Source organism: Micromonospora sp. SD19 (genome assembly GCF_054462275.1).
Window position 1 is genome coordinate 595,995 of record NZ_JBTLMN010000003.1, and the last position, 18,320, is coordinate 614,314.

Sequence of the window (18,320 nt, forward strand, 5' to 3'; positions counted from 1 at the left end):
GTGGGTCAGGCGGTGGGGGTGCTCCAGCGCTGGTTGGCGCCGTTGGTGCACGGCCAGAGGATGAGGCGGGTGCCGTTGGCGGTCCCGCCGCCGTTGGCGTCGAGGCACTTGCCGCCGGTGCGGTAGCTGCTGGTGGCGGCGTCGTAGGTCCAGCGCTGGTACGTGGCGGTGGAACAGGTGCGGATCACGATCGCGGTGCCGTCGGTGAGGCTTCCGTTCGCCGGCTCCAGGCACTTGCCCAGTGCGGTGAGGGTGCCGTCGTTGCGGTGGGTCCACGTCTGGTTGGGCCCGCTGTTGCAGTCCCAGAGGTTCACCGCGGTGCCGTCGGTGGTGTTGCTGCCGGGGATGTCGACGCAGCGGCCACTGGCGGTGCCGGTGATGGCGCCCTTCTTCGGCCCGTAGACCTCGAACTCCCAGAGCGAGTAGCCGAAGGTGGTGGCCCGTTGCGTGCCCTGCATGCGCACGTACCGGGCGGTGGTGTTGAGGGCGTGTTCGTCCACCCCGCCGTCCCCGGCGGTGACGGACACCGCCGTGGTCCAGGTGGTGCCGTTGGTGGAGGTCTGGATCTGGTACGCCCGCGCGTAGGCGGCCTCCCAGCGCAGTGCGACGCGGGACAGTTCCTGGCTGCTGCCGAGGTCGACCTGGATCCAGCTCGGGTCGGTGTAGGCCGACGACCAGCGGGTGCTGATGTCGCCGTCCACCGCCGCCGACGCCGGGAAGCTGGCCGTCTCGGTCGACGACGCGGTCACCGGGCGGTTGGTCGCCAGGTTGCCGGTCGCCACAGCCGGGCCGCCGGGAGCCCGACCGATGCGGTCGATGATCGGGGTGAAGGCGGTGTACGTGGCGACCGGCTTCGGTGAACCCCAGGTCTGCTGGGCGATGACGCGCAGGATGGTCCGGATGCCGGCGGCGATCTGGTCCTCGGTCTCCGCGTCCGGGTAGTCACACCAGATGTGCAGCACCGTGCCGAGGTTGCGGGACGGAGCGTTGACGGTGTTGTTGCCCTGGAAGCGCTCCGGGGTCCAGGTCTCGTACGCCCACGTCACGTTCGGCTTGCTGATGGCGGGGACGTAGTAGGTGGGATCCCACGCCTGGTTGGAGATGGTGTGCCCGCGGTCCAGCAGGGCCTGCGGGGTGATGCCGTAGTTGTACCAGACCTCGACGTGGATGTTGGACGCCGGCCGGATGGTGCCGTCGGTGCCGATGCCGTCGTTCCACATGCGGGTGGTCTTGCCGCCGGCGCGGACGATGTCGTTGGCCCAGTTGATGAAGCCGTAGTAGGTGTCCTTGGCGGTGGCGTTCGGCCCGTAGGTCGCGCGGGCGTACGTCAGCAGTTGCGGATAGGCGGCGTAGTTGCCGACGTACTCGTCCGCGCCGATGTGCCAGTACCGGCCGGGGAACAGCGGCAGGAACTCGGTGATGAGGTCCCGGGTGAGGGTGTACGCGCCCGGCTTGGACAGGTCGAGGTAGTAGGGGTTGCGGTTGCCGTTGGTGTCGGCGAGTTGCAGGTCCGGGTGGTCGGCCAGGATGGCGTTCATGTGTCCCGGCATGTCGATCTCGGGAATGACCTCGATGTGGTACTGCGCGGCCAGGGCGATGAGGTCGCGGATCTGCTGTTTGGTGTAGTACTGCTCCGACACCACCTCCGGGTGGGTGGTGCTCTCCAACCGGAACCCGAACGTGTCGGACAGGTGCAGGTGCAGCCGGTTCATCTTCAGGTAGGCGAGCTCCTTGACGTGCTTGCGGAGCCAGTCGACAGTGAAGTACTTGCGTCCGACGTCGACCATCATGCCGCGTTCGGACTTGGTCGGGGCGTCGGTGGTCGTACCGGCCGGCACCGTGCTGGACTGCTTGAGCAGTTGCAGCACCGTCCGCGTGCCGTAGAAGGCGCCGGTGTCGGTCGAGCCCTGGATGGCGATGCTCGACCCGACGGTCATCGTGTAACCCTCGGCGGGTTGGCTGCCGCCCAGGGTCAGCCGGATGTCGCCGGTGGCCGCGGTTCCGGTGGTGACCGCGACGGTGCGGCCGGTCAGGTCCCGCAGGTCGGCGGCGAAGGTGGCCGCGTCGTCGTTGAGCTGGGCGGTGTAGGCGGGGTCGACAACGATGCGGGTGGCGGCCCCGAAGGTGTAGCTGCCGGTGCCCGCCGTCCACTGCTTCAGTGCCGGGATCACCTGGAGGTCACCCGGTACGGCCGAGGCCGGGGTGACCGCCGTGACCGGCACGGTCAGCAGCGCGGCGGCCAGTGCTCCCACCGCTCCGGTGACGCTGATACGTCGAAGACGCATGAACCGTTCCTCTCGGGAAAAGGGTTGGGAATCAGCAGGACGCCGGGTTGGCGGTGCTGTCGGTCGCGTACGCGGTGAGCGTCGCGATCTGCGGTACGCCGCGCGCGGCGGTGACCCGCAGCCGCAGCCGGTCACTCGTCACGGCGGTGGACAGCGCAACGATCCGCTTGTAGCCGACCGTCGCGGCGGCGGCGACCTGTTGCCAGCCCCCGTTGATCCAGGCGTCCACGGCGAACGCCTCGACGCGCTGGCCGTTGCCGACCGACTCCTGCACCAGGACCCGGTCGAACGTGCGGGCCCGGCAGGCGGTCAGCTCGACCGCGCCGGTGAGGGCGCCGCCCGAGGGCGACCAGGACGTGCCCAGGCCCGCGTCGGTGAGGGCGGCGTGGGTGCCGGTCGCACCCGCCTTGGCGAACAGCTCCCGGCCGTACCGGGCGCGTTGCGCGGTGCCGAACCCGTCGAGGGCGCTGACGTCCGGCGCGTCGATCACGCCGGCCCGGTTCGGCGGGACGTTGAGCAGGAGGTTGGCGTTGCGGCCCACCGCGTTCTCGTAGAGCTGCATCAGGGCGGCCGGCTGCTTGACCGAGCCGTTCTGGCCGGAGTGCCAGAACCAGCCGGGCCGGATCGACACGTCCGCCTCGGCCGGGTACCACGACAGGTAGGTGATCGAGCCCAGGTTGCGGCCGATCAGCGCGCTGGAACCCAGGTCACTCGACGCGGCGCCGGTGAGCATGTCGTCGTCCCGGTTGAGCGCACCGGGATCGGTGCCCCGGAACGGCAGCGCGCTCCACTCGTCGGCCCGGAACGCCCCGGACTCGGAACCGACCCAGCGCACGTCCGGCCCGTTGATCGCGATCGTGGCGTTCGGTTGCAGGGCCCGGATCAGGCGGTACCAGTCACCGACCTGGTACGGCTGCGGGTACGCGGTGTACGGGTTGGCGCCGTCGAACCACACCTCGGCCATCGGCCCGTACTCGGTGAGCAGCTCGTAGAGCTGGTTGAGGAAGTAGGCGTTGTAGTCGTCGGCCTGGTACGCGTACGTCTGGGTCGGGGTGCGGGTGTCCCCGGCGACGAGCGTCGGGATGGTGACGCTCCGTTTGGCGCTGCCGTTGCCGAACCGGTCGCCACCGCGTCGGCCCGGGATCTCCGCGCCGTCGGCGGGGGAGAGGTAGAAGCCGACGGCGAGACCTGCCGCGCGGGCGGCGTCGACGGTGGCCCGCAGGATGTCGCTCTGGCTGGTACGACCCCACCAGGGGCTGCTGCGCACCGAGTGGGTGCTGTAGCGCGACGGGTAGAGCAGGAACCCGTCGTGGTGCTTGACGGTGAGGATGACCTGCTTGAACCCGTTGCGCTTGAGCACGTCTATCCACTGGGCGGGGTTGACTGTCGTCGGGTTGAACTGGGCCGGGTCCTCGTTCCCGCTGCCCCACTCGACGTCGGTGAAGGTGTTCATGCCGTAGTGCAGGAACGCCGTCAGCTCCCGTTGCTGCCAGGCCAGTTGGGCGGCCGACGGGGTGACCTGGGCGGCCTTCTGCCGGATCCGGTCGAGGGTGTCGCACCGCTCGACGGTGATGACGGTGGCCGGGGTGACCGGGCCGCTGCTGCCCGGGTCGCCCGCGCAGCCGGGCGGCGGCGGGGTGCCCCCGCAGACCGGCGCGTCGAGCTGGAAGTCGACCGGACCGGCGGCGCCGGTCATCGTCGCGAGGGCGATGGCGTCCACAGTGCCGTGCCAGCCACGGTTGCGGGTTCCGGCGTCGTTGCCGAAGGTCAGCAGACCCTGCGACGCGTTGGCCGCGGCCACCGGTGTGGTGACGGTGCTGCCCACCTGGCAGCCGTTGACGTACGCGACGAGCCGGGCCGCGGTGTCGCTCACGTACTCGTAGGCCAACGCCACGTGGGTGTCCTGCGTGTCGGCCAGGTTCGGCCCGCTCTGCCGGGTGTCGTGGTACGGCGCGTCCGGTCCGTACATACCGAACTCGGTGGTGGTCTGCGAGCCGTTGGAGTAGCGGTAGTAGCCCCCGCCGGCGAGGCTGAGCACGGTGTCGAAGCTCAGCGTGGCGGCGCTCTGGCGGCGTACCACCGCCTCGGCCAGCAGGCTCCGGTTGACGTACTTCGTGCTGGTCACCGGGATTCGTGGGGAGAACCCGACGCCGGTGCCACCCCCGGTGAGCGTGACGGCCGAACCGCTGATCGTCTCGCTGCCGGCCAGTCGGGTGAGCTGCCCGTCGACCAGCTCACCCGTCGACGGCGTGTAACCGGTGGTGGAGGTGAAGGTGCCGCTGAAGCCGACGTCGAGAAGCGGTTGGTAGTCGGCGGCGGCGACCCGCCACTGCTGGTTGGTGGCCGTGCCGCAGGGCCAGAGGATGACGGCGGTGTTGTTGGTGGTGCCGCCGCCGTTGGCGTCGAGGCAGGTGCCGGTGGCCTGGTTGCGCAGCGTTCTCGCGGTGGTGTCGTACGTCCATCGTTGGCTGGTGGCGGTGCCGCAGGTGGTGATGGTTGCTGCGGCACCGTTGGTGGTGCTCGCGGCGGCGAGGCACTTGCCACGGTTGCGGATGGTGTTGTCGGCCTGTCGGGTCCAGATCTGGTTGGTGGCGGCGGTGCAGTCCCAGAGGATGAGGGCGGTGCCGTCGGCGGTGGCACCGCCGGGCACGTCGACGCAGCGCCCACTGGCCACCCCCGTGATCGTGGCGTTCCCCGGGGCGGCGGCGGCCGGTGCCGCCGGTGGGGTGAGCTGGACCAGGCAGGTGGCGAGCACTGCCAGAGCGGCCAGGGCGGCACCGCTCGCGCGCGCGGGATGGCGGCGCAGGGTACGGGTCATGGTGGTGTCCTCTCCGGGAACGGGCAGGGAGGGGCGGTGCGGGTGGGTGGCGGCTGGGCCCGGCGCTACATCAGCCACTGCTGGTTGGTGGCGGTGGTGCAGGGCCAGAGGATGACGGCGGTGTTGTTGGCGGTGCCGCCGCCGTTGGCGTCGAGGCAGGTGCCGGTGGCCTGGTTGCGCAGCGTTCTCGCGGTGGGGTCGTACGTCCATCGTTGGCTGGTGGCGGTGCCGCAGGTGGTGATGGTTGCTGCGGCACCGTTGGTGGTGCTCGCGGCGGCGAGGCACTTGCCACGGTTACGGATGGTGTTGTCGGCCTCGCGGGTCCAGACCTGGTTGGCCGCTCCGGAGCAGTCCCACAGGATGAGGGCGGTCCCGTCGGCGGTGGCCGCCCCCGGTACGTCGACGCAGCGTCCACTCGCCACACCGGCGATCGTGCCGGTCGCGGCCGTGGAGACGGCCTGGTAGCGGTGCCCGGCCACGGCTGTGAACGTCACCTGGCTGCCCGATCGGGTCACCGGCACGGTCTGGTTGGTGGTCAGGTCGACCAGCGACGCGGTGGCCAGCATCGGGTTACGAACCGTCAGGGTGCCGTCGCTGCCGGCGGTCAGGGTGATCCGCGTGGCCAGCCGGTTGCGCCACTCGCTGTCCACAGTGACGTTGCCACGTGCCCGCAGACCGTTGACCGAGCCGGTGGGCCAGGCCGCCGGCACGGCGGGCAGCACGTCGACCACGCCGTTCTGGCTCTGCAACAGCATCTCCGCCATTCCGGCGGTGGCCCCGAAGTTGCCGTCGATCTGGAACGGCGGGTGGGTGTCGAACAGGTTGGCGAGCGTGCTGCTCTTGAGCTGCTCGCTGAGCATCTTGTGGGCGTGGTCGCCGTCGAGCAGCCGAGCCCAGAAATTGATCTTCCAGGCCTTGCTCCAGCCGGTGCCACCGTCGCCGCGTGCGGTGAGGGACACCTTGGCGGCGTTGGCCAGGGCCGGGGTGGTCAGCGGTGAGATCTGCCGGCCCGGGTGCAGGGCGTACAGGTGCGAGACGTGCCGGTGGTCGTTCGTGGGGCTGTCCCAGTCCGCCTTCCATTCCTGCAACTGGCCCCAGGAACCGACCCGCAGGCCGGGGTCGAGTTTGCTCAGCGTGGTCTGCCACTGGGCGCGCAGGGTGGCGTCGACGCCGAGCGTGCTGCTCGCCTCGATGGTGTTGGTGAGCAGGTCCCACACGATCTGCTCACTCATCGCCGCGCCGGCCGAGAAATCACCCTGCTCGGGCGAGTAGCTGGGCGTCACGACCAGCTTGCCGTCGCGCGGGTCGACGCGCAGGTTGGCCCGCCAGAACTCGGCGGCCTCCTTCATCGCCGGGTACGCCTGATCGCGCAGGAACGTGGTGTCGCGGGTGAAGCGGTAGTGCTCGTAGAGGTGCTGGCACAACCACGCGGCAGCCTCCGGGAACCAGAAGGCGGTGGCCCAGTCCTGCACGCCGGTGAAGCCGTACGGGTTGGTGCTGAGGTGGGTGACCCAGCCGGTCGTGCCGTAGATGTTCTGCGCGGTGGCCCGGCCGGGTGCCCGCAGCGCGTCGATGAAGTCGAACAGTGGCGTGGCGGTCTCGGTGAGGTTCGTGGTCTCCGCCGGCCAGTAGTTCATCTGGACGTTGATGTTGGTGTGGTAGTCGGCCTGCCAGGGCGGGTTGTTGGAGTTGTTCCAGATGCCCTGGAGGTTGGCCGGCAGCGAGCCACCGCGCGACGACGCGATGAGCAGATACCGGCCGAAGGAGAAGTAGAGCGACTCCAGCGCGCGGTCCTGGGCCCGTCCGGCGGCGCCCGTGTACGCCGAGCGCAACTCGTCGGTCGGGATGTTCGGCATCTGCCCGCCCACGTTGAGCCGGACGCGGTCGAAGAGGTTCTTGTAGTCGGCGAGATGTGCCGTGCGCAGTGCCGTCCAGGTGGAGGCCGCCGCGCCGTCGACCGCCTGGGTGACCCGGGCGTGCGGGTCGGCGCCGCGGTAGGTGGGGTAGGTGTCGGCGTACGACGTCGCGGCGGACAGCACGATGAACGCCGAGTCGGCGCCGGTGACGGTGATCCGGTCGGTGCCGTCGGTCCGGGTGCCGCCGGTGGTCACCACCCGGTACTGGGTCTCGTGGATCAGCCCGTTGCCGGGCAGTGCGCCCCGGGTGGTGATCCGGCCGTTGGCCACCGTCACGGCGCTGCCGGACTGGGCCGAGACGGGACGCAGGACGAAGGAGACCTTCCCGGTCTGGCTGGCCGAGAGCCGGGAGGCGATCACGTTGCGCGGGTAGCTGGCGAAGTACTCCCGCTGGTAGGTCACCCCGCCGTGGGAGTACGCGACGCGGGCGGTGCCCTCGGCGAGGTCCAGCTCGCGTCGGTAGTCGCTCACGGTGGCCGGGGTGCCGGTCATGTCGAGGTACATGTCGGCGAGGTTTTGGTAGGAGCCGAACCCGGTCGCCGGTTGCCCGAGCGCGGTGGCGACCGCGCCGGGCGCCATCCGTCCGTCCCGGTCGATCTGGGCCTGCACGCCGGCCAGGGCTCCGGGCCGTGGTGACGTCCAGTTGCCGTGGTGGTATCCGGTGGCGCCGGGTCCACCCGTCCACAGGCTCTTCTCGTTGAGCTGAAGGCGTTCGGTCTGGACGCCCCCGAAGATCATGGCGCCGAGCGCGCCGTTGCCCACCGGCAGCGCGTTGCTCTCCCAGTTGGCGGCGGGTTCGTCGTACCAGAGCGCGAGGGCGGGGTCGCTGGCGGCGGCCCCGGCTGGAGCCGCGCTGACGGACACGGACGTCAGGCACGCGGCCACGAGAAGGGATGCGGCTGCGGCCCGCAGGACCGTCCGGAAACTGCCGGTCTCGAACATAGGGCCTCCTCTATGTGAGAGGAGTTAACATGGGATGTTTATTTTTGTCAATGGATCGGATTCGTCCACATGATGCGCTGACTTGCGGAGAGGCGGCGACCTTGACGGGCAGCCTGTCAGGTCATCTCGATCTGTTGCCGGATGGGCGAACACCTGGTACACATCAGATGTCGGAGGTCGTAGACGCGGAAACACCCGATGTTTGCGGGAGGCGGCTGGTCCTGTGGGTTGACCTGACCGGCCCCGGGGCGGGGGCCGGCGTCACGGCTTTCGACTGCCGATCTGCCTGCTCGCCGGCAACTGCGGGCGGGGGCACCGCCGCGCGCGTCTGCCAGCTCAGGGTGTAATCCTCCCGGTCACGGCAACGGCTCACCCCTACCCGGAGGCAGCGATGGCGCTCACCGACGAGGCGATCGGCAAGATCAAGAACATGATCACCTCGGGCGAACTCGGCCCCGGCGATCGACTGCCCAAGGAGGCGGACCTGGCCCGCCGGCTCGGCCTGTCCCGCAACTCCCTACGGGAAGCGGTGAAGGCGCTGTCCATCATCCGTGTCCTGGACGTCCGCCAGGGCGACGGCACCTATGTCACCAGCCTCGCCCCACAGTTGCTGCTCGACATGCTCGGCTTCGTCGTGGATTTCCACCGCGACGACACCGTGCTGGAGTTCCTGGAGGTCCGGCGGATCCTCGAGCCCGCCGCCACGGCGTTGGCAGCGCAACGGATGGGTGCCGAGGCGATCGCCAACCTTCAGGCCGTCCTCGACGACGTCGGCGACACCAGCGACGTCGAGACGCTGGTCGCCAACGACCTGGAATTCCACCGCCAGATCGCCGTCGGCGCCGGAAACGCCGTGCTGTGCTCGCTGCTTGACGGGCTCTCCGGCTCCACCACCCGGGCCCGCATCTGGCGTGGTGTCACCCAGGAGGGCGCCGTCACCCGAACCCGTGAGCAGCACCAGGCGATCGTCGACGCGATCACGGCCGGGCAGGCCGATCTGGCGCGCTCCTGGGCCACAGTGCACGTCGCCGGTGTCGAGGAGTGGCTCCGCCGGGCACTGTGACCGATCCCGCTCGGTGCCGCGGCGATCCCGGCGCTGCGGTGACGGTTCGTCGAACGTCTCAGGGCGGCGACGGTCTCCTGTGTACGAGACACAGGGGACGGTGCGCCGCCGCTGGACCGCGGATGGACGGCGGGTGCCCGACGTCAGGCCCGCACGACGCGGGCGATGCTGGCCCGGATGGGCGCGTAGTGCTCGGCGATGGCAGCCTGCAGACGCGCCACGTCCCCGGCGGCGACCGCCTGCACGATCGCCCGGTGCCGCTGGGCGGTGATCAACCGGTCCTCCGGCTCGGTGCGCAGCGTCGGAGCGACGATGGCCTGCACCTGCCAGAACGCCTCGGTCAGCTGGAGGATCAGGTCGTTGCCGAGGGGTTCCAGCAGCTTCACGTGGAAGGCCCGGTCGACGTCGAGGAAGTCCATGCCCTGGGCGGCCAGGCTCTCCATCTCGTCGGCGAGCGCGGAGAGGGCGGCCTGGTGCTCGCTGTCGAGGACGGCGATGACCTGGGCCGCGAGCCCCTGTTCGAGGGTCTGCCGGACGTCGACGACCTGCCCCAGCACGTGATGGTCCTCCTCGCCGCTGAGCAGGCCGCGGAAGGTCAGGCCCTCCACGAGCGCGGCGAGGGACATGCGGCCGACGAAGGTGCCGTGCCCGTGCCGCACCTCGACGATGTCGAGGGCGGAGAGAATCTTGACGGCCTCGCGGACGCTTGAGCGGCTCGCGCCCACCGCCTCGCACAGCTCCGCCTCGGTGGGCAGGATGTCCCCCGGCTTGAGGCGGTTGCGCAGGATGTACTCCTTGATCTTGGCCCCCACCTCCTGCCGGCGGGGACCGGGGCGCTCCGCACCGCGTAGCGGGGATGCGTCAATGGTCGTCATCTGCCACTTGCCCTTCGTTCACGGATCTGACACGCTCACCCTATCGGCATCAGATGTCTGACGTCAGACCCCATTATCTTCGAATCCCTCAGCGCGAGCAGCACCGCGAGCGCATGAAGAGCCTATGGAGGCAGCTACGTGAGCACCACCATTGAGCCAAAGGAGAGTCGGCGCTGCCCCCCGCGCCGGCTCCGTTCGTTGGCAGTCGCGTCCACCGCGGCAACCCTCGCTCTCGGACTCGTCGCCTGCAGCGGCGGCCCGGCCTCGACCAACGCCGTCGAGGGAAGCGGGGGGAAGAAGTCCATCGAGACCACCCTCGCGTTCACCCTCTCTAGCGGGTTCGACCCGGGGAACGCCTCGTCGGCGGTGGCGACGGCGGTCAACCAGCACATCTTCGAGGGCCTGATCGATCTTGACCCGGTTACCCGGGAACCTTACCGCGCGCTCGCCAAGGAAGACCCGGTGGCCAGCGCCGACGGGCTCACCTACACGGTGGCGGTGCGCGACGGCGCCAAGTTCTCCGACGGCACCCCCGTCACCGCCGAGGACGTCGCCTGGTCCTTCACCCGCGTGCTGAAGCCGGCCGACCCCAAGGCCCCGCCGCTGATGCAGGGGTTCGTGTCGTTCATCGACTCGGTGACCGCCAAGGACGCGACGACGGCCGAGTTCAAGCTCAAGTACCCGTTCGCGCTGTTCGCCGAGCGGATCGCCGTCATCAAGGTGCTGCCGAAGGCGAAGACCGCCGACCCGGCCGCGTCGAAGGCGTTCGACACGGCGCCGATCGGCTCCGGCCCGTTCAAGCTGGACAGCGCGTCCAAGGAATCGGGCGTCAAGCTCAGCACGAACCCGAACTACAACGGCCCGCGTCCGGCCAAGGTCGAGACGATGACCTGGAACACCACCTCCGAGGCCTCCGCCCGGGTGTCGGACCTGCAGGGCGGTCGTGTCCAGGCCATCGAGTCGGTGCCGTACCTGAACGTCGACTCGCTCAAGGACAAGTACACCGTCGATGTGAAGCAGGCCTTCAACCAGGTCTTCCTCATGTTCAACTCGTCGGCGGCGCCGTTCAGCGACAAGCGTGTGCGTCAGGCGCTGCACTACGCGATCAACAAGGACGAGGTCATCAAGACCGCCCTCAACGGCTACGGCACCCCGGCCACGAGCTACCTGGACGAGGGCAACAAGGACTACCAGAAGGCCGCCACCGTCTACGACTACAACCTGGAAAAGGCCAAGAGCCTGCTTCAGGAGGCCGGTGTCACGAACCTGTCGTTCCAGCTCGACACCACCGACAACTCGGTCGTGAAGGATGTCGCGCCGCTGGTCATCGAGCAGTGGAAGAAGATCGGCGTCACCGCCAGCCTCAACACGGTGCCGTCCTCCGCCATCTACGGTGACATCGTCCCGAAGGACACCTTCCGGGTGCTGATGGCCACCGGTGACCCCAGCGTCTTCGGCGTCGACACCGACCTGCTGATGCGCTGGTTCTACTACGGCGAGACCTGGCCGGGGCAGCGTTACCGGTGGAGCGCCGCGGACCGTAAGGCCATGGCCGACCTGCTCGACAAGGCGGCGCAGACCTCCGACGAGGCAGCCCGCAAGGCGCTGTGGAAGCAGGCCCTGGACAAGGTGGCCGACGAGGTCCCGCTGTACCCGATCCTGCACACCAAGGTCGTCACCGCGTACGACCCGGCGAAGCTCTCCGACTTCTCGGGCGCGGCGACCACCGGTCTGTACTTCCTGGGCTCCAGCCGAAAGGGCTGAGCTCCGCCTCGGGGGCCCGGACCCCGACCCCTCCGCGTCCCGCCCAGCCCCTGTCCCTCGGGCTGGGCGGGACGTCCCGGCGGCCCTCGACGAGAGAAAGACACCATGCTGAGCGTTCTGAGCCTGGTCACGCGACGACTCCTGACCCTGATACCGCTGGTGCTGGGCATCACGATCTTCGTATTCGTGATCATGCAGTTCTCCCCGATCGATCCCGCGCTGTCCGTCCTCGGTGACCAGGCGACCCCCGCGCAGGTGGCCGCGTTCAAGGCCGCCAACGGGCTCGACGACCCGCTGCCCCTGCGCTACCTGCACTTCCTGGGCGACCTGCTCCGGGGCGATCTCGGCGTGACCTTCCCGCCGTCCGTCCCGGTCGCCGACAAGATCGCCACCGCGCTGCCGCTGACCATCCAGCTGACGGCCCTCGGGATCGTCGGCGCGCTGGTCATCGCGCTGGCCCTCGGCATTCCCGCCGCGCTGTACCGCGACCGCTGGCCCGACCAGGTCATCCGGTTCGTCTCGATGGCCGGCATCGCCATGCCGTCGTTCTGGCTCGCCCTGCTGCTCATCCAGGAGCTGTCGGTCCGCCGCCCCGTCTTCCCGACCGGTGGGTACGTCAACCCCGGCGACTCGTTCTCCCTCTGGTTGCAGTCCCTCGCCATGCCCGCGCTGGCGCTCGCCGTGCCGGTCGGCTGCTCACTGGCCAGAATCGTGCGCACGTCCATGGTCGAGGAGCTCGACAAGGACTACGTGCGTACCGCCATCGGCGCCGGGCTGCCGCCCCGCGTGGTGATCGGACGCAACGTGCTGCGCAACGCGCTCGTCAACCCGCTCACCGTGCTGGGCCTGCGGATCGGCTACCTGCTGGGCGGCACCGTCGTGATCGAGGCGATCTTCTCGTTGCCCGGCATGGGCACCCAGATCATGAGCGCGGTGCAGCAGAACGACACAGCCCTCGCGCAGGGCACCGTGCTGACCATCGCCATCTGCTTCGTCCTCGTGAACCTGGTGGTCGACATCCTCTACCTCTTCGCCAACCCTCGACTGCGCGGAGCCCACTGATGCGTCGCACACTCACCGCCCGGCTGTCGGCCCCCGGCATCGCCTTCAAACGGCTCAGCGTCACGGCCCGGATCGCACTGAGCTTCGTCCTGCTCATCGTCGTCGTGGGCATCTTCGCGCCGCTGATCCTGCGGCACGACCCCGCGCAGGCCGGGCTCGGTCCCGCGCTCACCGGGCCGAACGGTGACTACTGGTTCGGCCTGGACAAGCTCGGACGCGACGTGTTCTCGCGGCTGGTCGCCGGCACCCGACGGTCGTTGATCGTGGGCTTCGGCAGCGCCGGTATCGCCCTGGTGGTCGGCGCCATCCTGGGCGCGCTGGCCGGAACCAGCCGGCCCGCCGTCGACGAGGTGGTGATGCGCTGCCTCGACGTCGTCATGGCCTTCCCCGCCATCGTGCTCTCCGCCCTGCTGATCATCTCGTTCGGCAAGAACAGCCTCGTGGTCCTCGTGGTCGCGATCGGCTTCGTCTTCGTGCCGTCGATCGCGCGGATCGTGCGCGCCAACGTGCTCTCGCAGTACCGCGAGGACTACGTCGCGGCCGAACGGATCATCGGCGCGCGGCGACCGCACATCCTCTGGCGGCACATCCTGCGCAACTGCGCCGCCCCGATCCTCGTCTTCGTCACCGTCATGGTCGCCGACGCCATCGTGTTCGAGGCGTCGCTCTCCTTCATCGGTGGCGGGCTGGCACCCCAGGAGGCGGCGTCCTCGTGGGGCTCGGTGATCGCCTTCGGCAAGGAGATGGTCCAGATCGGTGGCTGGTGGGCCACGTTCTTCCCCGGCCTGCTGATCCTGCTCACCGTGCTCGCCCTGAACGTGCTCTCCGAGGGGATGTCCGACGCCTGGGCCGCCCCGGCGGCGCGGCGCGCCACCACCACGAAGAAGGGCGACGCGCAGGAGGAGGCGCAGCCCGGCTCCGGTGAGGTGGTGCAACTGCCCGGCCTGGCCGAGGCGGCGCAGCGGCTGCGCGAGCGGGCCCGCCCGCTCCCGCAGGGCGAGCCCGTCCTGGAGGTCCGCAACCTGTCGATCGGGTTCGAGGGACGCCACCGCGGCGTCGACATCGTCGACGACCTGACCTTCGACGTGCGCCCCGGCGAGGTCCTCGGCCTGGTGGGGGAGTCCGGCTCCGGCAAGTCGCTGACCTCCCTCGCCGTGATGGGCCTGCTGCCGCAGGGCGCCCGGGTACGCGGCGAGGTCCGCTTCGCGGGCACCGACCTGCTGACGGTGAGCACCAAACGACGCCGTGCCCTGATGGGGCGCGAGATCGCGATGGTCTACCAGGACGCCCTCTCGGCGTTGAACCCGTCACTGCGCATCGGCCCCCAGCTCGCGCAGATGATCAGCCGTGGCGGCACCCGGTCGGCCCAGGAGCTGATGGAACTGGTCGGTCTGGACGCGCAGCGCACCCTGTCCGCGTACCCGCACGAACTCTCCGGTGGGCAGCGGCAGCGTGTCGTGATCGCGATGGCGCTGTCCCGGGACCCGCGGCTCATCATCGCCGACGAGCCGACCACCGCGCTCGACGTCACGGTCCAGGCGCAGGTCATGGAGCTGCTGCTGCGGCTGCGCGGCCAGCTCGGCTTCGCGCTGATCCTGGTCAGCCACGATCTCGCGCTGGTCAGCGACGTCGCGGACCGGGTCGTGGTGATGTACGGCGGGCAGATCGTCGAGAGCGGCGTCACCGCCGACGTGGTCGGCGCGCCGGCGCACCACTACGCGCGTGGCCTTCTCGGTTCCGTGCTGTCCCTGGAGGCCGGCGCGGACCGGCTCACCCAGATCCGCGGTGTGGTGCCGTCGCCGGCCGACTTCCCGGCGGGGTGCCGGTTCGCCGACCGCTGCCCGATGGCCAGCGAGGTCTGCCGGGAACAGACGCCCCGGCTGGAGGGCGACGCCGCCCACCGGTACGCCTGCCACCACCCGGCCGTCACCGTCAGGGAAGAGGAGCTGACCCGATGAGCGCGTCCCACGAGTCGATCGTCGAACTGCGTGACGTGCACGTGGTCCACCGCAGCCGAGGGGGTGGCCTGTTCGGCCGCGAGCGGGTGTACGCCCTCACCGGCGCGGACCTGAGCGTGCGTGCCGGCGAGACGATCGGCGTCGTCGGCGAGTCCGGCTGCGGCAAGTCCACGATGGCCAAGGTGCTGGTGGGCCTGCAACGGCCGACGAGCGGCACTGTCGCCTTCGCCGGAAAGGACGTGTGGTCGATGAGCGCGGCGGAACGCCGACTGCACATCGGCGCCGGCGTCGGCATGATCTTCCAGGATCCGGCCACGTCGCTGAACCGGCGGATGCCGGTCCGCGACATCCTGCGCGACCCGCTCGACGTGCACCGTCGCGGCACCCGCACCACCCGCGAGGAGCGGGTCAGGGAACTGATGGCTCTGGTGGGGCTGCCCCGGTCGGTCGCCGACGTGCTGCCCAGCCAGCTCTCCGGTGGCCAACGCCAGCGGGTGTCCATCGCGCGTGCCCTGGCCCTGGAGCCGGGGCTGGTCATCGCCGACGAGCCGACCAGCGCCCTCGACGTGTCGGTCCGGGCGCAGATCCTCAACCTGCTCCTGGACCTCAAGGAGCGGCTGAACCTGGCCATGGTCTTCGTCTCGCACGACATCCAGACGGTCAAGCGGATCAGTGACCGGGTGGTCACCATGTACCTCGGCCGAATCGTGGAGCAGACACCCGCCGCCGGGCTCCCCGAGGTCGCCCAGCACCCGTACACCCGGGCGCTCTTCTCCGCCACGCCGGGGCTGCTCTCGCCGCTCGACCCGATCCCGCTCGTCGGCCCCGTCCCGCTCGCGACCCGCCCGCCCACCGGCTGCCCGTTCCGCACCCGCTGTTGGAAGGCCACTGACGGCTGCGCCATCGAGATGCCACCACCCACGACGGGCGACGGTGGCGCCGGTTACCACGAGTTCCGGTGCTACCACCCCGTTCCCGCTGGATCCAGCAACGCCGAACTGGTCGAGCTCGCCAGAGCGTCGACCGGTCGCACCACCCCCCTACATGTCGAGGAGTCAGCGTGACCACCCCTGCCCCGCGGTTCGCCGGAGTCGTGCCGCCGGTCGTCACCCCCCTGACCGAGGAGGGCGCTGTCGACGTCGCCTCGCTTGAGCGGCTCGTCGAGCGGATGCTCGCCGCCGGCGTCGACGGCATCTTCGCCCTCGGCAGCTCCGGCGAGACGGTGTTCCTCACCGACAGTCAGCGGGACCAGGCACTGGAAACCGTGGTGAAGACCGTCGGCGGGACCGTACCCGTCATCGCCGGGTGCATCGAGCCGACCACCCGCCGGGTGCTCGACCGGGCCGACGCGTCGACGCGGCTGGGTGTCGACGGGCTGGTGGCCACCGCCCCCTTCTACGCCATCGTCGGCCCGCACGAGGTCGAGCGGCACTTCCGGTCGCTCGCCGCGTCGGTCGAGCTACCGCTGCTGGCGTACGACATTCCGGTCTGCGTGCACACCAAGCTGTCGCCGGGTCTGCTGAGCCGGCTCGCCGTGGAGGGCGTCCTCGCGGGCGTCAAGGATTCCAGCGGCGACGACGTCTCCTTCCGCCAGCTGGTGCTGTCCATCGCGGAACACGCGCCGGACGCCGGCTTCAGCCTGTTGACCGGCCACGAGGTGGTGGTCGACGCGATGATGCTCGCCGGTGCCTCCGGTTCCGTCCCCGGCCTGGGCAACGTGGACCCGGAGGGTTACGTGCGACTGCACCGGGCCTGCGTGGCCGCCGACTGGGACACCGCCCGCGCGGAGCAGGACCGGCTGACCCGGTTGTTCCGGATCGTCGACGCTGCCGACCCGGCGACGGCGGCGGGGGCGACCCGGGGCGTGGGCGCGTTCAAGACCGCCCTGGCCCTGCTCGGCGTCATCGACAGCAACGCCGTGTCGCTTCCGCTGCGACCGCTCGACGCGGACGAGACGGCGCGGGTGCGGGGCCACCTGGAACTGGCGGGACTGCTCTAACCATGTCCGAGGTACGCACGCCCCCGGTTGTCGCCGCGCTCGACATCGGGGGCACCAAGACGGCCGCCGCCCTGGTGACCCGCCAGGGTGAGGTCGTCGACCGGATCACCGTCCCCACCCCCGGCCGGGCCGGGGCGACCGCCATCATCGACACCGCGGCCGACCTCGTCGCTCGGCTGCGGGCGAGGGCGACGGGAACCCGCGTCAGTGCGCTCGGCGTCGGCAGCGCCGGGGTGATCGACCACCGGACGGGTCGGGTGCTGTCGGCCACCGACGCCCTGGCCGGGTGGGCCGGCACCGACCTGAGCGGCCGGCTGCGGGCCCTGCTCGACCTGCCCGTCACCGCCATCAACGACGTGCACGCGCACGCCCTCGGCGAGGCGCGGCACGGCGCGGCGGCCGGCCACCAGACGCTGCTCCTCATCGCGGTCGGCACCGGTATCGGTGCCTCCTTCGTCGTCGAGGGCAGCGCGCTGACCGGTGCCCACTCCGCCGCCGGCCACGCCGGCCACCAACCCTCGCCGTACGCCGGGCGGTTGCGGTGCACCTGCGGCGGGCAGGGGCACCTGGAGGCGATCGCCTCCGGGCCCGGCCTGGCCGAGGAGTACGCGCGGCGGACCGGCCAGCCGGTCGGTGACCTGCGCGCGGTGGCCGTACGCGCGGCGGACGGCGACCCGATCGCCCGGGAGGTGGTCCTGCTGGGCGGGGCCGCCGTCGGCTCGGCGGTCGGCGGGCTGGTCAACATGCTCGACCCCGCTGTCGTCGTCATCGGCGGCGGTGTCGCCGGCCTCGGCGACGCCTGGTGGCAGGCGCTGCGCGACGCCGTACGGCGGGAGACGTTGCCCGTCCTGGACGACGTGCCCGTCCTGGCCTCGACCCTCGGATCGGACGCCCCACTTCTCGGCGCCGCCGCACTCGCCTGGGAGGGCACCGCATGAACACGCTGATCGCGCAGCTCCGGCACCGCCTCGTCGTCTCCTGCCAGGCGTACCCGGGCGAGCCGATGCGCAGCCCGGACACGATGCGCCGGGTGGCCCTCGCCGCCGCCCACGGGGGCGCCGCCGGCATCCGCGCCCAGGGCCTGGCGGACATCTCGGCCATCCGGGGGGCGGTCGACCTGCCACTGATCGGGCTGTGGAAGGACGGGGACGACGACGTCTTCATCACCCCCACGCTGGAGCACGCGCTGTCGGTGGCGCGGGCCGGCGCGCACATCGTCGCCCTCGACGGCACCGCGCGACCCCGGCCGGACGGCCGCACCCTCGCCGACACCATCGCCGCCGTCCACCAGCTGACCGGGGCTCTGGTGATGGCCGACTGTTCCACCCTCGCCGAGGGGATCGACGCCGCGGCGGCGGGTGCCGACCTGGTCGGCACCACCCTGTCCGGCTACACCGCGTACACCAGCAAGCAGCCCGGCCCGGACCTGGACCTGGTGGCCCGGCTCGCCAGCTCGGTCGACGTGCCGGTGGTCGCGGAGGGCCGGATCCACACACCGGCCCACGCGGCCCAGGCGCTGCGGGCCGGGGCGTGGACGGTGGTGGTGGGTACGGCGATCACCCATCCCAGCACCATCACCGGGTGGTTCGCGGCGGCGATGGCGAGCGTCGCACCCACCCCCACGAACATCTGACAATC

General features: G+C 70.6%; 12 protein-coding genes. 8 read left to right on the forward strand and 4 right to left on the reverse strand.

Translation table 11 applies throughout. The features are described 5' to 3' along the window. Positions 1 to 5 precede the first annotated feature (5 nt). The 3 genes from ACX27O_RS15135 to ACX27O_RS15145 all read right to left on the reverse strand — a co-directional run bounded on the left by ACX27O_RS15135 (position 6) and on the right by ACX27O_RS15145 (position 7,961). On the reverse strand, positions 6 to 2,285 hold the full coding sequence (locus ACX27O_RS15135) for a family 20 glycosylhydrolase (RefSeq protein ID WP_458939593.1): 2,280 nt from the start codon (positions 2,283 to 2,285) through the stop codon (positions 6 to 8). A 31-nt stretch (positions 2,286 to 2,316) separates the two neighbouring features. Continuing rightward, a complete protein-coding gene (locus tag ACX27O_RS15140; RefSeq protein ID WP_357633529.1) occupies positions 2,317 to 5,103 on the reverse strand; it encodes an alpha-L-fucosidase in 2,787 nt (928 codons plus the stop codon). A 65-nt stretch (positions 5,104 to 5,168) separates the two neighbouring features. Beyond that, positions 5,169 to 7,961: a glycosyl hydrolase family 95 catalytic domain-containing protein gene (locus ACX27O_RS15145; protein WP_458939594.1), complete on the reverse strand. Its 2,793-nt coding sequence runs from the start codon at positions 7,959 to 7,961 to the stop codon at positions 5,169 to 5,171. Positions 7,962 to 8,352: 391 nt separating this feature from the next. On the opposite strand from ACX27O_RS15145, the gene ACX27O_RS15150 reads away from it, so the two are divergent. Further along, positions 8,353 to 9,024, forward strand: a complete 672-nt coding sequence (locus ACX27O_RS15150; protein WP_030333654.1) for a FadR/GntR family transcriptional regulator — start codon at positions 8,353 to 8,355, stop codon at positions 9,022 to 9,024. A gap of 143 nt (positions 9,025 to 9,167) precedes the next feature. Here ACX27O_RS15150 and ACX27O_RS15155 read toward each other — a convergent pair whose 3' ends face one another. Continuing rightward, positions 9,168 to 9,899: a FadR/GntR family transcriptional regulator gene (locus ACX27O_RS15155; RefSeq protein WP_030333656.1), complete on the reverse strand. Its 732-nt coding sequence runs from the start codon at positions 9,897 to 9,899 to the stop codon at positions 9,168 to 9,170. 138 nt (positions 9,900 to 10,037) lie between these two features. Here ACX27O_RS15155 and ACX27O_RS15160 point away from each other — a divergent pair, with 138 nt between their 5' ends. The 7 genes from ACX27O_RS15160 (at position 10,038) to ACX27O_RS15190 (ending at position 18,315) form a co-directional block, all read left to right on the forward strand. Further along, positions 10,038 to 11,663, forward strand: coding sequence for an ABC transporter substrate-binding protein (locus ACX27O_RS15160; protein WP_357644325.1), 1,626 nt, complete (start codon positions 10,038 to 10,040; stop codon positions 11,661 to 11,663). Positions 11,664 to 11,768: 105 nt separating this feature from the next. After that, positions 11,769 to 12,725: an ABC transporter permease gene (locus ACX27O_RS15165; protein WP_357633520.1), complete on the forward strand. Its 957-nt coding sequence runs from the start codon at positions 11,769 to 11,771 to the stop codon at positions 12,723 to 12,725. Next, positions 12,725 to 14,683 (forward strand): dipeptide/oligopeptide/nickel ABC transporter permease/ATP-binding protein, encoded by a 1,959-nt coding sequence (locus ACX27O_RS15170; RefSeq protein ID WP_210865727.1) that lies wholly within the window; start codon positions 12,725 to 12,727, stop codon positions 14,681 to 14,683. Before ACX27O_RS15165 ends, ACX27O_RS15170 begins: the two co-directional genes overlap by 1 nt. After that, positions 14,680 to 15,747 (forward strand): ABC transporter ATP-binding protein, encoded by a 1,068-nt coding sequence (locus tag ACX27O_RS15175; protein ID WP_358126713.1) that lies wholly within the window; start codon positions 14,680 to 14,682, stop codon positions 15,745 to 15,747. The genes ACX27O_RS15170 and ACX27O_RS15175 overlap by 4 nt, the downstream gene beginning before the upstream one ends. Beyond that, on the forward strand, positions 15,744 to 16,682 hold the full coding sequence (locus ACX27O_RS15180) for a dihydrodipicolinate synthase family protein (protein ID WP_210863453.1): 939 nt from the start codon (positions 15,744 to 15,746) through the stop codon (positions 16,680 to 16,682). Before ACX27O_RS15175 ends, ACX27O_RS15180 begins: the two co-directional genes overlap by 4 nt. 2 nt (positions 16,683 to 16,684) lie before the next feature. Then, complete coding sequence (locus ACX27O_RS15185) at positions 16,685 to 17,620, forward strand: ROK family protein (RefSeq protein ID WP_210865725.1); 936 nt, start codon at positions 16,685 to 16,687, stop codon at positions 17,618 to 17,620. Beyond that, on the forward strand, positions 17,617 to 18,315 hold the full coding sequence (locus ACX27O_RS15190; RefSeq protein ID WP_030333671.1) for an N-acetylmannosamine-6-phosphate 2-epimerase: 699 nt from the start codon (positions 17,617 to 17,619) through the stop codon (positions 18,313 to 18,315). Before ACX27O_RS15185 ends, ACX27O_RS15190 begins: the two co-directional genes overlap by 4 nt. Positions 18,316 to 18,320: the final 5 nt, after the last annotated feature.